Source organism: Streptomyces mutomycini, from assembly GCF_001700505.1.
In the GTDB taxonomy this organism is placed as follows: domain Bacteria; phylum Actinomycetota; class Actinomycetes; order Streptomycetales; family Streptomycetaceae; genus Streptomyces; species Streptomyces mutomycini.
Genome location: NZ_MAPV01000057.1, coordinates 19586 through 34393, shown reverse-complemented (window position 1 = coordinate 34393; position 14808 = coordinate 19586). Strand labels below are relative to the sequence as shown.

Genomic DNA, 14808 nt, shown 5'->3' with positions numbered 1-14808 from the left:
GTCCCCCCTCCGGCCCCGGCCCCTCACCACGTACTCCTCCCGCCCCGCTCAGGCGCTGCGTACCGCCGCCGTGGACCCGCGCACCACGAGCTCCGGCTGGAACACGTACTCCGTGCGCTGTACGGGGCTCCCGCCTATCTCCTCCAGCAGCGCCCCCACCGCGGCCGAGGCCATCGCCTGGACCGGCTGGCGCACCGTCGTCAGGGGCGGGTCGGTGAAGGCGATCAGCTGCGAGTCGTCGAAGCCGACGACGGAGACGTCACGCGGGACGTCGAAGCCCCTTCCCCGGGCCGCCCGGACCACGCCGAGCGCCATCAGGTCGCTGCCGCAGACGATGCCGGTGCAGCCCTGGTCGAGCAGGGCGCCGGCCGCGACCTGGCCGCCCTCGACGCTGAACAGCGTGGAGCAGACGAGGAGTTCGGCCTCGTCCCGGTCCATGCCGAGCAGCGAGACGGCGGCGTCGACGAAGCCGTCCCGCTTGCGCCGGGAGGGCACATAGCGCTGCGGTCCGATCGCCAGGCCGATCCGCCGGTGTCCGAGCTCGGCGAGGTGGCTGACGGCCATGCGTACGGCGGCCTGGTCGTCGGGCGAGACGAACGGGGCGCTGATGCGCTCGTTGTAGCCGTTGATCAGGACGAACGGTACGCCGCGTTCGGTGAGCGCGGCGTAGCGCGCCGGGTCGGCCGAGGTGTCGGCGTGCAGGCCGGACAGGAACACGATGCCGCCGACGCCGCGCTCGACGAGTTGTTCGACCAGCTCGTCCTCGGTGGCGCCGCCGGGGAGCTGTGTGCAGAGCACCGGCGTGTAGCCGTGCCCCGCGAGCACCTGCTCCACGGACTGCGCGAACGCCGGGAAGATCGGGTTGGTGAGCTCGGGTGTCACCAGTCCGATCAGCCCGGCGCTGCGCTGCCGCAGCCGTACGGGGCGTTCGTAGCCGAGGATGTCGAGCGCCGCGAGCACCCGCTGACGCGTGGTGTCCGCGACGCCCGGCTTCCCGTTGAGCACCCGGCTGACGGTGGCCTCGCTGACCGCGGCCTGACCGGCGATGTCGGAGAGCCGCAGCGCCGGTCCGGTCCTGGGTGCGGGGACGGTCACACCGTCCACCACACCGTGGTGTCGGCGGGCAGCTCCACAATGTCACCGTCGACGGCGACCGGGTTGTTGGCGAGCAGCAGGGTGCCGGGGGCGGCGATCCGCACCGGCGCACCTGTGGTGTTGACGGTGCAGACGAAGCCGGGGCGGCGGAGCGCGAGTACGCCCTCGGGGGCGTCCAGCCACTCGACGTCCGTGCCGGCGCCGAGACCCGGGTGCTCGCGGCGGGCGGAGATCGCGGCGCGGTACAGCTCCAGGGTGGAGCCCTCCGTGCCGCTCTGCGCCTCGACGGAGAGCGCGCCCCAGCTGTCGGGCTGCGGCAGCCAGCTGCCGCCGCTGCCGAAGCCGTACGAGCTGCCCTCGCGGGTCCACGGGATCGGCACCCGGCAGCCGTCGCGGAAGCCGTCCTGGCCCTCGGCGCGGAAGAAGGACGGGTCCTGGCGGGCCTCGTCGGGCAGGTCGGTGACGTCCGGCAGGCCGAGCTCCTCGCCCTGGTAGACGTAGGCGGAGCCGGGCAGGGCCAGCATCAGCAGGGTCGCCGCACGGGCCCGGCGCAGACCGAGCTCGCGGTCTCCGGGGGTACGGATCTGGGTGCCCAGGCCCGGCGGGTTGCCGAAGCGGGTGGTGTGCCGGGTGACGTCGTGGTTGGAGAGCACCCAGGTGGTGGGGGCGCCCACCGGACGCATCGCGTCGAGCGAGGAGTCGATGACCTTGCGGAGCTCGGCGGCGTCCCAGGCGGTCGACAGGTACTGGAAGTTGAAGGCCTGGTGCATCTCGTCGGGGCGCACGTAGTTGGCGGTGCGCTCGACGGTGGGGGTCCACGCCTCGGCGACGAGGATACGGTCGCCGGGGTACTCGTCGAGGATGGTGCGCCAGCTGCGGTAGATCTCGTGCACACCGTCCTGGTCGAAGAACGGCATGACATCGTTGCCCAGCAGTTTCAGCTGGTCGTGCGAGCCGAGGTCGGGCAGACCCTCCGCCTTGACGAGGCCGTGGGCGACGTCGACGCGGAAGCCGTCGACGCCCATGTCGAGCCAGAAGCGCAGGATCGAGCGGAACTCGTCCGCGACGGCCGGGTGCTCCCAGTTGAAGTCGGGCTGCTCCGGCGCGAAGAGGTGCAGGTACCACTCGCCGGGGGTGCCGTCCGGGTTCGTGGTCCGCGTCCACGCGGGGCCGCCGAAGATGGACTCCCAGTCGTTGGGCGGGAGTTCGCCGTCGGTGCCCTTGCCGGGGCGGAAGTGGTAGCGCTCGCGCAGGGCGGAGCCGGGGCCCTCGGCGAGGGCGCGCTTGAACCACTCGTGCTGGTCGGAGGAGTGGTTGGGTACCAGGTCGACGATGACGCGCAGGTTCAGACCGTGGGCCTCGCGGATCAGCGCGTCGGCGTCGAGGAGCGTGCCGAACATCGGGTCGATGGCCCGGTAGTCGGCGACGTCGTAACCCGCGTCGGCCTGCGGCGAGGCGTAGAAGGGGCTGAGCCACACGGCGTCCACACCGAGGTCCCGCAGGTACGGGAGCCGCGCGGTGACACCCGCGAGGTCCCCCATGCCGTCGCCGTTGCCGTCGGCGAAGCTGCGTGGGTACACCTGGTAGATCACCGCGTCCTGCCACCAGCCGGTGCGGTGGCCCGGGGCGTCGTCGGACGTGCCGGTGGAGGGGGCAGCGAGGTGCTGGGTCATGTCGTCCCTGGGGTGTCTGGTGGGGAGCGGCGCCGGGACCGGGTCGGTGTTCCGGCGCCGCCGTGACGGGTGCGGTCGTACGGTCGTGCGGGACTGTGCGTCAGCCCTTGACGGCTCCGGCGGACATACCGGTGACCAGGTGCTTCTGCGCGAAGAGGAAGACCAGGGCCGCGGGGATCGCGATGAGCACGGACGCCGCGGTCATCGGGCCCCACTGGGCTCCGTACTGGTTGACGAACTTCTGCAGGCCGCCGGCGAGCGTGAGGTTCTCGTCACCGACCATGAAGGCGGAGGCGTACGCCACTTCGCCCCAGGCGGTGATGAAGGAGTAGAAGGCGGTGACGGCGAGGCCGGGCTTGGCGAGCGGCAGGATCAGCCGCCAGAAGGTGCCGAACGGCGTGAGTCCGTCGACCTGCCCCGACTCGTCGATCTCACGCGGGATCGTGTCGAAGAAGCCCTTCATCATCCAGGCGCAGAAGGGCACCGAGATGGTGAGGTAGGTGATGACGAGCCCGGCCGGCTGGTTGAGCAGGCCCATGGTCGACATGATGTTGTAGATCGGCACGATGAGGACGGCCACCGGAAACATCTGGGTGACCAGCAGGGTCCACATCAGCCCGCGCTTGCCGGGGAAGCGGAAGCGGCTGACGGCGTAGCCGGTGGTGGCGGAGACGAAGACGCCGATGACGGTCGAGAGCCCCGCGACGATCACGGAGTTGCCGAACCAGCTCAGGAACTCGGTGTCCTTGATCAGGTTCGTGTAGTTCTCGAACGTCGTCTCTTTGAAGAAGTCCGTGGTCGACGCGAACTTCGCCGGCTTCAGCGAGGTCAGCAGGACCCAGAGCACCGGGAAGACCGCGATCACCGACGTGACGATCAGGGTGAGGTGCAGGGCCAGGGACGCGGCCGGCGAGCGGTCGCCGCGCTTGCGGACCTTGCGGGCGCCGTGCTTGGCGGGGGCGGTGGCGGGGGTCGCCGTGACGGTGGTCACCAGTTGTCTCCCTGCGTGCGGAGCACTCGCCGGTACACCATGGCGAAGAGCATCAGGAGTACGAGGATCAGGACGCCCCAGGTGGAGGACTGCGCGAAGTCGCGCGGGCTGATCTCGAACGAGAATTTGTACGCCTGGGTGACCAGGATCTGGGTGGCCTCACCAGGTCCGCCGCGGGTCAGCAGGAAGATCACCGGGAACATGTTGAAGGTCCAGATGGTGGAGAGCAGCACCACCGTGGTGGACACCGGGCGCAGTCCGGGGAGCGTGACGTGGCGGAAGCGCTGCCATGCGGTGGCACCGTCCATCTCCGCGGCCTCGTACTGCTCCGAGGGGATCGACTGCAGACCGCCGAGCAGGGCGACCATCATGAACGGCACACCGAGCCATACGTTGACGGCGATGACGGAGAACTTGGCCCAGGTGGGGTCGTTCAGCCAGGGTATGCCGTCGATTCCGGCGCCGCCGAGCATCTTGTTGAGCAGGCCGTTGTTCTCGTTGTAGAGGAAACGCCAGGCGAAGACCGAGACGAAGCCGGGGATGGCCCAGGGCAGGATCAGCGCCATGCGGTAGGCGGAGCGGCCGGCGATCCTGCGGTTGAGGATGTTGGCGAGGGCCATGCCCAGGCAGAAGGTGATGGTCACACAGGAGACCGTCCACACCAGCGTCCAGCCCAGCGTTCCGAGGAACTGGTTGCCGGTCAGGGCATCGGCGTAGTTGTCCAGCCCCACGAACTCGTAGGTGGCGGGCATCTTGTTGACACCGATGGACCGGGCGACGTTGCGCTCGTCGGCATCGGTCAGCGAGAGCCAGATACCGCGGACCAGCGGGTAGCCGATGATCACGCCGATCACGAGGACGACCGGGGCGACCATGGTCCAGGCGTACCAGTGGACCGACAGGGCGCGCCGGAGCCTGCTCGGCGGCGGGGGGTTACCAGTACCGCGGCTCCGGCCGCGGGCGACGTCGTCGCCCGCGGCCTTCGCCACCGACTGGCTGGTGTGGACAGCCATCAGTCGGCCTGCCTTCCTGGGTTACTTCCAGCCCTCGAGGAGCTTGCGGTAGGAGTCGCCGGTCGCCTTGGCGGCCTTCTCCGGCGTGGTCTGGCCGGTGAGGACCTTGGTGTACTCGACGTTCAGCGGGGCGAAGAGGCTGCCGGTCTCCGGGATCCAGGGACGCTCGACCGAGGTCTCGACGACGGGCTTGAAGAACTGGACGATCTCGCTGTCCACGGCCTCCTTCTTGGAGTACGCGGAGGTGCGGGTCGGCAGCAGGTTCAGCTCACCGGCGGTCTGCGCCTGGGACTCGACCGAGGTCATGTACTCGACGAAGGCGTAGGAGGCGTCGATGTTCTTGGAGCCCGCGTAGACGCCGAGGTTGTGGCCGCCCTGCGGGGCGCCCTGCGCGGCGGAGCCGGCCGGCACCGTGGAGATGCCCAGGTTCGCCTTGTCGGTGAACTGCTTACCGGTGAGGGTGTCGGCAACGGCCCAGGGACCGTTGATCATCATCGCGGCGTCGCCGTTCTTGAACGACTGCATCATGTTCTCCCAGCCGTCCGTGGCGTCGGTCTTGGCCGCCCCGGAGTCGACGAGGTCCTTCACGACGCCGAAGGCCTTGACACCCTCGGCGCTGTCCACGGTGACCTTCTTCGAGTCGGCGTCGACCAGGTCGCCGCCCTCGCCGTAGAGGAAGGAGAGGAAGTAGTACGAGTCGTCGCCGCGCAGGTAGAGACCGGTCTTGCCGGTCTTGTCCTTGATCTTCTTGGCGATGGTCTTCAGGTCGGCGATCGTCGCGGGCGGCTCGACGCCGGCGTCCTTGAACATCTTCTTGTTGTAGAAGATGCCCATGGAGTCGATCACCTGCGGGACCGCGAAGGTCTTGCCCTCGTACTTGGTCGACGCGGCGGCCTGCTTGAGGAAGTCGTCCTGGTCCTTGAGCGCCGTGGTGCCGTCCAGCGGGGCCAGGTAGCCGAGGCTCGCGAACTCGGGGGTCCAGGCGACCTCGGAGCGGATGACGTCGGGGGCGCCGGAGCCGGCCTGGGCCGCGTTCTTGAACTTGTTCTGCGCCTCGCCGAACGGGACGTTGACGTACTTGACGTCGACCTTCGGGTGCTTCTTCTCGAAGCCCTCGGCGATCTTCTTGAAGACCTTGTCCTCGCTGCCGACGTTCGAGGTGTCCCACCAGGTCACCGTGCCGGAGAGCTCGCCCGAGCTCTTGCTGCCGCCGGACTCGTCGTCGCTTCCGCAAGCGGTCGCCGCGAGCGCCAGGGTCGCGACCAGGGCGGTGGCCGTTATGCCACGTCGCATCTGAACTCCTTCAACTGCCGTACCGCTCCGTCGCGGCGCCGGGTCGACGTGAACGTAACAAGGATGAAAGACGACCGAAAGACCTTGCGGAAGATTTCTGCAAGCGCCGCCGATCGTTACATTGGCGTGTCCTCAAGGTTGCCGTCAAGCCTCTTGACGGAAGCCCTCGCACGCTGTCCGTGCCTGGCCAGACACGCCTCAGCGGCTGTACGACGATCGGACCGCACCGGCCTCACGGATCCCGCAAGGTCTTGCAAGATGTTGCCGCGTGACGAGCGGATGATGCCGCGCGGCACCCGCCGGCCGGTGGCCGCGGGGGTCGGACCGCCCGGATCCCGCACATGGTGGGCAATCCGACACGCGCCCGGTACAGTCCATTGCCATGACCGCACGGCTTGCCGATATCGCAACTCAGGCGGGGGTCAGCGAAGCTACGGTCAGCCGTGTACTGAACGGCAAGCCCGGTGTCGCCGCGGCCACCCGTGAATCCGTCCTCGCGGCGCTCGACGTGCTCGGCTACGAACGCCCCGTCCGGCTGCGCCGGCGCAGCGCGGGTCTCGTCGGCCTGATCACGCCCGAGCTGGAGAACCCGATCTTCCCCGCGCTGGCCCAGGTCATCGGTCAGGCGCTCACCAGGCAGGGCTACACGCCGGTGCTGGCGACGCAGACGCCCGGCGGCTCCACCGAGGACGAGCTGACCGAGATGCTCGTCGACCGCGGGGTCTCGGGCATCATCTTCGTCTCCGGGCTGCACGCCGACACCTCCGCCGACATGCAGCGCTACGAGCAACTGCGCGCCCAGGGCGTCCCCTTCGTCCTGGTCAACGGCTTCTCCCCCAAGGTGCAGGCCCCGTTCATCTCCCCCGACGACCGGGCGGCGATGCGGCTCGCGGTGACACACCTGGTGGCGCTGGGGCATCAGCGCATCGGGCTGGCGGTCGGCCCCAAGCGTTTCGTCCCGGTGCTCCGCAAGATAGAGGGGTTCCACGCCACGATGCGGGAGCAGCTGGGTCTCACCGCGGACGCGGTGGAGGAGCTGGTCCAGCACTCCCTCTACACGCTGGAGGGCGGCCAGGCGGCCGCCTCGGCGCTGATCGAGCGTGGCTGCAGCGCGGTGGTGTGCGCCAGCGACATGATGGCGCTCGGCGCGATCCGGGCGGCCCGCAGGCTGTCGATGGAGGTGCCGCGCGACCTCTCGGTGGTGGGCTACGACGACTCGCCCCTCATAGCCTTCACCGATCCGCCGCTGACCACGATCAGGCAGCCTGTGACGGCGATGGGCCAGGCCGCCGTGCGCACGCTGCTCGAGGAGATCGGCGGCACGCCGGCTCCGCACAGCGAGTTCGTCTTCATGCCCGAACTGGTCGTACGCGGTTCAACCGCCTCGGGCCCCTCCCCGGCGGCCCGGGGTCCTCGGTAAAGTACTGAATGTGCGACCCCGCCCCGACCGTAGGATCATCGGTCGGAGGGGGGCGTATCTGGCAGACTCTGCGCCTATGGGTGAATCGCACGTGACCACGCAGGAAGACCGCACGGCGGCCACCCCGTCACCCGTCGCGGACGGGAGGACAATGTCCGGCTCAACGAGGGCGATCAGCCTGCCCCGCATGCGCACCCGCTTTTCACTCCGCTCCCTGCGCTCACCGCGACGCCCCCGTCTGTGGTTCGAGATCCTGCTGATCGCGGTCAGTTACTGGCTCTACTCGCTGGTGCGCAACGCGGTTCCCGAGCAGAAGGCCGCGGCCCTGCGGAACGCCGACTGGATCTGGTCCATCGAGCAGAGCGTGGGTCTCGCCTTCGAGGAGACGGTGAACCGGGCCGTCAACTCGGTGACATGGCTGATCGTGTCGATGAACTACTACTACGCGACACTGCACTTCGTCGTGACCATCGGTGTGCTCGTCTGGCTGTTCCGCCGCCATCCCGGCCGCTACGCGGCCACCCGACTGGTCATCTTCGCCACCACGGCGGTGGCCCTGCTCGGCTATTACGTCTTCCCGCTGGCGCCGCCCCGGCTGATGAACGGCAGCGGGTTCATCGACACGGTGATGCTGCACCAGACGTGGGGCTCGATGGCCTCGGGCAACTTCAAGCACATGTCGAACCAGTACGCGGCGATGCCGTCCATGCACATCGGCTGGTCCCTGTGGTGCGGTCTGACCATCTGCGCCCTGGCGTCCGCCCCGTGGGCGCGGATCCTCGGCGCGCTGTACCCGGTGGCGACCCTGGTCGTGATCGTGGCGACGGCGAACCACTTCTGGCTGGACGCGGTGGGCGGGATGGCCTGCCTGGCCTTCGGGGTGTCGGTCTCCTACGCATGGTACGGGGCGCTGCCGCACCACCTGCCGAAGCGGGTGGAGCGTCCCGGCGCGGGCCGTCTGCGCGGCCGACTGCGCCCCCGCCGCGAGCAGGCACCGGGGCCGGAACCGGAGCCCGGCGAGACGCGGCCCGAGGCGGCCGCCGGAGCGGTGGCACTGGCCGCGCGGGAACCGAGCCCGCCGGGCCGCTGAGAGGGTCGGAGCGAGGGTCGGAGCTCTCCCGCGCTCTCACCCCGCGGCGCCCGCTCTCACCCCGCGGCGCCGTAGAACCGCTCCTCCACCACCGCCCTGGCCCGCCGGGTGATCCGCCGGTAGTCCTCCAGCATGTCCCCCACGTGCCCCGGCTCGTAGCCCAGGTACCGTCCCACCGCCGCCAGCTCACGCGGGTTCGAGGGGAACGTGTCTCCGGGGCGCCCCCGCACCAGCATCACCGCGTTGCGCACCCGCGAGGCCAGCACCCACGCCTCGTCCAGCGTCTGGGCCTCATCCGCCGGGATCAGGTCCGCCGCGCACGCCGCCGCCAGTGCCTCCCGCGTGCGCGTGGTCCGCAGCCCGGGTTCGGCCCAGCCGTGCTGCATCTGCATCAGCTGGACCGTCCACTCGACGTCGCTCAGCCCGCCGCGGCCGAGCTTGGTGTGGAGCGTCGGGTCGGCGCCGCGCGGCATGCGTTCGGACTCCATCCGCGCCTTGAGCCGCCGGATCTCCCGGACCGCGTCGTCACCCAGCCCTTCCACCGGGTAGCGCAGCGGGTCGACGAGCTCGACGAAGGCGCGGCCCACGTCCGGGTCCCCCGCCATGGGCGCGGCGCGCAGGAGCGCCTGGCTCTCCCAGACCAGCGACCAGCGCCGGTAGTAGACCTCGTACGACTTCAGGGTGCGCGCCAGGGGACCGGTTCTGCCCTCCGGCCGCAGGTCGGCGTCGATGAGGAGCGGCGGGTCGGCCGTCGGCAGCTCCAGCAGCCTGCGCATCTCCGTGACGACGGTGTTCGCGGCCCGTGCCGCCTCCTCGTCGCTGACCCCTTCACGGGGCTGGTGGACGAACAGGACGTCCGCGTCCGAGCCGTATCCCAGCTCGTGCCCGCCGAACCGGCCCATGCCGATGACGGCGAACCGGGTCGGCAGGGTGTCGCCCCAGCGCTCGCGCACGGCGGCGCGCAGGGCACCGGAGAGCGTGGCCGCGTTCAGGTCGGTGACCGCGGAGCCGACCCGGTCGGCGAGCGCGCCCGGGTCCGTCTCCGCCGGGTGGTCCTCGGTGCCGTACGAGCTGATGAGGTCCGCCGCCGTCGTACGGAACAGCTCCCTCCGGCGCACCCCGCGTGCCACCGCGACGGCCGTTTCGGCCCCCGGCGCCCGGCCCACCGCGGCCAGGACCTCCTGCTCCAGGTGTTCCCGGCTGCGCGGCTTCAGCCCCTCCGGGTCGCCGAGGATGGCGACGGCCTCCGGGGCGCGCATGAGCAGGTCCGGGGCGAGCCGGCCCGCGGACAGGACCCGGGCGAGGTTCTCGGCCGCGGCGCCCTCGTCGCGCAGGAGCCGCAGGTACCACGGGGTCTTGCCCAGGGCGTCGGACACCTGGCGGAAGCCGAGGAGGCCCGCGTCCGGGTCGGCGGAGTCCGCGAACCAGCCGAGCAGCACGGGCAGCAGCGTGCGCTGGATCGCCGCCTTGCGGGAGACCCCCGACGACAACGCCTCCAGATGCCGGAGCGCGGCGGCCGGATCGGCGTAGCCGAGGGCTTCCAGCCGGACGACGGCGGCCTTGGCGCTGAGCCTGCTCTCGCCGGGCGCGAGCTGGGCGACGGCGTCCAGGAGCGGCCGGTAGAAGAGCTTCTCGTGCAGCCGCCGCACGACGGAGGCGTGCCGCCGCCACGCCCTGTTGAGGTCGGCGACGGGCTCCGTGCGCAGTCCGAGGGAGCGGCCGAGCCTGCGCAGGTCGGCCTCGTCATCGGGGACCAGATGGGTGCGGCGCAGCCGGTAGAGTTGGATGCGGTGCTCCATGGCGCGCAGGAAGCGGTACGCCTCGTCCAGCTGTGCGGCGTCCGCCCGTCCGACGTAGCCGCCGTCGGCGAGGGCCTTCAGGGCCGCCAGCGTGGAGCCGGAGTGCAGGGTGCTGTCGCTGCGGCCGTGCACGAGCTGGAGCAGCTGGACGGCGAATTCGACGTCCCTGAGTCCGCCGGGGCCGAGCTTGAGCTCGCGGTCGACGCGGTCGACGGGGATGTTGTCGACGACGCGGCGGCGCATCTTCTGTACGTCGCCGACGAAGTTCTCCCGGTCGGCGGCCTGCCACACCAGCGGCGACACGGCCTCGACGTACTCCGCGCCCAGCTCGGGGTCCCCGGCGACCGGCCGGGCCTTGAGCAGGGCCTGGAACTCCCAGGTCTTGGCCCAGCGCTGGTAGTAGGCGAGGTGCGAGGTCAGGGTGCGGACCAGCGGGCCGTTGCGGCCCTCGGGCCGGAGGTTGGCGTCGACGGGCCAGATGGTGCCCTCGACGGTGGTGTCGGAGCAGATCCGCATCATGTGGGCGGCGAGGCGGGTGGCGGCCTGCATGGCGCCGTTCTCCTCCGCGCCGGCGATCGGCTCGCCCACGAAGATCACGTCGACGTCGGACACGTAGTTCAGCTCGTGCCCGCCGCACTTGCCCATCGCGATGACGGCGAGACGGCACTGGGCGGCGTCCGAGGGCGCGTCGGCGCGCGCGATGGCGAGCGCGGCACGCAGGGTGGCCGTCGCGAGGTCGGCGAGCTCGGCGGCGACCTGGGCGACATCCGTCGTCCCGCACACGTCGCGGGCGGCGATCGACAGCAGTGACCTGCGGTAGGCGACCCGCAGCGCGTCCGGATCCGCGGCGTCCATGAGCATGTGTTCGAACTCGGGGACCCCGGGGTGCAGATCGGTGGCCTCGTAGGTGACCAGCACCTGCCAGTCGCGCGGATGCCGGGCCAGATGGTCCCCGAGGGCCTCGGAGGCGCCGAGGGCCCCGAGGAGCCGGTCCCGCAGCGGCTTGGCCGTGACGAGGGTGTCCAGCAGGATCTGCCGCTCGTCGGCCTCCTCCGCCTCGACGAGCCGTACGAGGCTGTGCAGGGCCAGATCGGGGTCGGCGGTCGCCCCGAGGGCGTCGAAGAGGACGGGATCGGCCCGCACGGAGGAGAGCTCGGGCAGATCCAGCAGCCTCTCGGCGGCGGACGGATCGGTGAAACCGTGCCGCAGCAGTCGGGTGAACGTACTGCTTCTGCGTCCCGGCACCGTCGTCATCCGTGTCTCCTGCCAGCCGACCTCACATATCCGCCCTTCGAGCCTAGCCCCGCGCCGATGATTCCGGAGCGGGGGCGGAGTCCGTACTTCACGGGGACGATCGGAATAAGGCGCCACGCGCCGATGCAACGCCATGGGAGGCCCGCATGTCAGTCACACCGGAGAAGGACGCCACCGCCCCTGAGACCGTGCTCGACCCGCACTACAGCGGCGAGGACGCCACCGCCCGTCCGTGGGCGGAGGCGGTCTCGCTGCTGCAGGACGCCGAGCTGTACTGGCTGTCCACCGTCCGCCCCGACGGCCGCCCGCACGTCACCCCGCTGATCGGCCTCTGGTCGGACGGCGCGCTCCACTTCTGCACGGGCCCCTCGGAACGCAAGGCGCGCAATCTGGCGTCCAACCCGGAGGTCGTCCTGACCACGGGCGCCAACACGCTGCGCGAGGGCTTCGACGTGGTGGTCGAGGGCCCTGCCGCCAGGGTGACGGACGAACAGCGGCTGATCGCGCTGGCCGAGGCCTGGGAGGCGAAGTACGGCGCCGAGTGGCACTTCGGCGTCACGGACGGGATGTTCTCCAACGGTGCGGGCGGCCGTGCGGAGGTCTACGAGGTGCACCCCCGCACGGCCTTCGGCTTCGCCAAGGGCGACCCGTACGGCCAGACGCGCTGGCGCTTCAACTGAGCCGCGCCCGCGCCCGCGGCTACCGGGGCCGGGTCCCGACGACGACGGTGGCGTACAGCTCCTCGGAGACGACGACGCGCGCGGCCAGTCCGGTGCTCCCCACCGTCTCCCGGGCGCGCGCCGCCTGCCGTTCGCTCGTCTCGACCAGCAGACTGCCGCCCGGGGCGAGCCAGTCGGCGGCCTCCGCGACGACGCGCCGCATCACGTCCAGCCCGTCGCCGCCTCCGTCGAGCGCGACGCGCGGCTCGTGGACGCGCGCCTCGGCGGGCAGCAGCTCGACGTCGTCGGTGGGTACGTACGGCACGTTGGCGAGCAGGACGTCGACCCGGCCGCGCAGTGAAGGGGGCAGCGGCTCGAAGAGGTCGCCCTCGTAGACCGTCCCCAGTCCGCCCACGTTGCGCCGGGCACAGCGCACGGCGGCGGGTTCCACGTCGGCGGCGTGCAGTTCGACCTCACGCAGCGACGAGGCGAGTGCCCGGCCGAGCGCGCCGCTACCGCAGCAGAGGTCGACGACGACAGCCCGGCCGGGTGCGAGCGCCGCGGCCTGTTGTACGAGGAACTCCGTACGCCGCCGGGGGACGAACACCCCGGGATCCACTGCGATCCGCAGCCCGCAGAACTCGGCCCAGCCGAGCACGTGTTCAAGCGGCAGGCCGGATACCCGGCGTTCCAGCAGGGAGGCGAGTCCGGCGGGGTCGGCCGCCGCGGAGAGGAGGAGTTCCGCCTCGTCCTCGGCGAAGACACAGCCGGCGGATCGGAGCGCGGTGACGAGCGTGGAGAAGGTGAGCGGCGGAGCGAATTCCTGCATGGTGCGGAGCCTTTCGGGATGACCGATGGGCGCTCCGCGATCGCTCAGGCCCGGTGGGCCGGACGACGGCGGGGGGTGAGCGCCCAGACTGCTGAAGCGGTAATGGGTCTCACCTCCTTGGTCGGTCCCGGTCTCGGGAGCGGCCACACTACCCGACCGGCGCCGGACAGGCAGGTGCCCCCGAATCCTTTCGGCCGTCGATGGGGGCACGCGCCGCAGCCGGGCGACGACCGGCTCAGATCACGACGCGGTAGTGGGTGGTCAGCCGGCCGTCGTCATCCAGGAGGTGGAAGGCGAGGCCGGGCGGCTGATCGCGGTCGGCGGCGATGTCGCCCTCCCACGGCATCCGCAGCGTCCAGGTGATGGCGGGTCCCACGATCAGGGGGCGTCCCGCGAAGGTGGAGGCAGCCGCGGTGTGTGCGTGCCCCGTGAGGACGGCGGCCACCCGCGGATGCGCGTCGAGCAGGGCGGCCAGGTCACCGGGGCGTTGGAGCATGTCGGAGTCGGGCAGCGGGTGGTGGAGCGCGACGGGCGGCTGGTGAAAGGCGATCAGGGCCCGTGTGTCCTGCGGCAGTTCGGCGAGAGTCGAATCGATCCAGGCGAGGGTCCGCTCGTCGAGGCGCCCCTCGTCGCGCCCCGGGACCGTGGAGTCGCACATCAGGATCGCGACACCCGCGATGTGGTGCACCCGGTTGACGGGTCCGGCGTCGGGGGCCTCACCCAGCAGCGCCTTCCGGTACGCGGGGCGGGCGTCATGGTTTCCGGGGCACGGGAGGACCGGGAAGGGCGCGGCCAGGATCCGCGCGGCCTCCTCGTACTCCGCCTCCGCGCCGTGGTCCGCGATGTCGCCGGTGACCAGCAGGGCGTCGACGGGGCGGGGCAGGGCCCGCAGGTAATCCATGACGCGTACGGCGCGACGGGTCGCCCTCTCACTGCCGTCCAGGTGCAGGTCACTGATCTGTGCGAGCAGCACGGTCACGTCTCCCCCTAATGGCTATTTCCAGTTATCCGTTAGAGACCCTAGGCTGTGCGTACCGAGCGATCAACCGGTACGGGCGGGAGCGGGACCTCATGGAGCGGTGGGCGGCACTGGAGCTGGCGAGCACGATCCGCCATGACGGCGAGGGCGGCGTGGCAGACGACCTGGCCACCGTCCAGGGCCTGAAGGACTGGATCCTCCGGCAGCACGCCCCGCCGGCCGGACATGACCCCGCGGCCGGGGACGTGGTGGACGAGAACCTCAGGCTCCGTGCCGTCGAGGTACGACGCGCGGTGCGCGCGCTGTTCGCCCGCGCGGTCAGCCCGACGCGCCCCAGCCCCCCGGACGCCCATCGGCTGATGCCGGCCGACAGGGCCGTCGCACACCTGAACGCGACCGCCGCGCTGGTCCCCGTCGTCCCCCAGCTGGACTGGCCGCCCGAAGGCCCCCCGGAGGCGCGTCTGTCGGCCACCCGGGACGACCCGCAGGCCACGCTCCTCGCCGCCCTCGCGCGTGCCGCCGTCGAGTTCCTCGGCGGCCCGGAGCGCGGGCGATTGCGGGCGTGCACGGCACCTCGCTGCGTCCGCTACTTCGTGAAGGGCCACGGCCGCCAGGAGTGGTGCAAGCCCTCCTGCGGAAACCGCGCCCGGGCGGCGCGTCATTACGAACGCCACCACCGCGCACAGAACGGGGCATCAGCCCAGCCCTGATGT

At 71.1% G+C, this 14808-nt stretch carries 12 protein-coding genes; 4 read left to right on the top strand and 8 right to left on the bottom strand.

The features are described from left to right. Positions 1 to 48: 48 nt before the first annotated feature. The 5 genes from BFF76_RS09495 to BFF76_RS09475 form a co-directional block, all read right to left on the bottom strand. The gene (locus tag BFF76_RS09495; protein WP_065847988.1) at positions 49 to 1107 is read right to left on the bottom strand and encodes a LacI family DNA-binding transcriptional regulator; all 1059 of its coding nucleotides are present in this window, start codon (positions 1105 to 1107) and stop codon (positions 49 to 51) included. After that, a complete protein-coding gene (locus tag BFF76_RS09490) occupies positions 1092 to 2768 on the bottom strand; it encodes a glycoside hydrolase family 13 protein (protein ID WP_065847987.1) in 1677 nt (558 codons plus the stop codon). The genes BFF76_RS09495 and BFF76_RS09490 overlap by 16 nt, the downstream gene beginning before the upstream one ends. Positions 2769 to 2868: 100 nt before the next feature. Further along, positions 2869 to 3759 carry a sugar ABC transporter permease gene (locus BFF76_RS09485; protein WP_065847986.1) on the bottom strand — a complete coding sequence of 297 codons (891 nt, stop codon included), beginning with the start codon at positions 3757 to 3759 and terminating at the stop codon, positions 2869 to 2871. Then, on the bottom strand, positions 3756 to 4772 hold the full coding sequence (locus tag BFF76_RS09480; RefSeq protein WP_065847985.1) for a carbohydrate ABC transporter permease: 1017 nt from the start codon (positions 4770 to 4772) through the stop codon (positions 3756 to 3758). Before BFF76_RS09480 ends, BFF76_RS09485 begins: the two co-directional genes overlap by 4 nt. Before the next feature lie 21 nt (positions 4773 to 4793). Beyond that, the gene (locus tag BFF76_RS09475) at positions 4794 to 6065 is read right to left on the bottom strand and encodes an extracellular solute-binding protein (protein WP_031097098.1); all 1272 of its coding nucleotides are present in this window, start codon (positions 6063 to 6065) and stop codon (positions 4794 to 4796) included. A gap of 382 nt (positions 6066 to 6447) precedes the next feature. Here BFF76_RS09475 and BFF76_RS09470 point away from each other — a divergent pair, with 382 nt between their 5' ends. Beyond that, on the top strand, positions 6448 to 7485 hold the full coding sequence (locus tag BFF76_RS09470) for a LacI family DNA-binding transcriptional regulator (protein ID WP_065847984.1): 1038 nt from the start codon (positions 6448 to 6450) through the stop codon (positions 7483 to 7485). A gap of 76 nt (positions 7486 to 7561) precedes the next feature. Then, entirely contained in the window at positions 7562 to 8575 is a 1014-nt protein-coding gene (locus tag BFF76_RS09465) for a phosphatase PAP2 family protein (protein ID WP_065847983.1), read from the top strand. A gap of 56 nt (positions 8576 to 8631) precedes the next feature. Here BFF76_RS09465 and BFF76_RS09460 read toward each other — a convergent pair whose 3' ends face one another. Beyond that, positions 8632 to 11628, bottom strand: coding sequence for a bifunctional [glutamine synthetase] adenylyltransferase/[glutamine synthetase]-adenylyl-L-tyrosine phosphorylase (locus tag BFF76_RS09460; protein WP_053928449.1), 2997 nt, complete (start codon positions 11626 to 11628; stop codon positions 8632 to 8634). 146 nt (positions 11629 to 11774) lie between these two features. Between BFF76_RS09460 and BFF76_RS09455 the strand changes: the two genes are divergently transcribed. Beyond that, a complete protein-coding gene (locus BFF76_RS09455; protein WP_065847982.1) occupies positions 11775 to 12308 on the top strand; it encodes a pyridoxamine 5'-phosphate oxidase family protein in 534 nt (177 codons plus the stop codon). Positions 12309 to 12327: 19 nt separating this feature from the next. On the opposite strand, the gene BFF76_RS09450 is transcribed toward BFF76_RS09455, so the two are convergent. Together BFF76_RS09450 and BFF76_RS09445 are read right to left on the bottom strand one after the other, a co-directional pair. Further along, positions 12328 to 13116 carry a putative protein N(5)-glutamine methyltransferase gene (locus BFF76_RS09450; RefSeq protein ID WP_065847981.1) on the bottom strand — a complete coding sequence of 263 codons (789 nt, stop codon included), beginning with the start codon at positions 13114 to 13116 and terminating at the stop codon, positions 12328 to 12330. A 235-nt stretch (positions 13117 to 13351) separates the two neighbouring features. Further along, positions 13352 to 14089, bottom strand: coding sequence for a metallophosphoesterase (locus tag BFF76_RS09445; RefSeq protein WP_053928688.1), 738 nt, complete (start codon positions 14087 to 14089; stop codon positions 13352 to 13354). Positions 14090 to 14187: 98 nt separating this feature from the next. Here BFF76_RS09445 and BFF76_RS09440 point away from each other — a divergent pair, with 98 nt between their 5' ends. Continuing rightward, the gene (locus tag BFF76_RS09440) at positions 14188 to 14805 is read left to right on the top strand and encodes a CGNR zinc finger domain-containing protein (RefSeq protein WP_065847980.1); all 618 of its coding nucleotides are present in this window, start codon (positions 14188 to 14190) and stop codon (positions 14803 to 14805) included. The last annotated feature ends 3 nt before the right edge of the window (positions 14806 to 14808 follow it).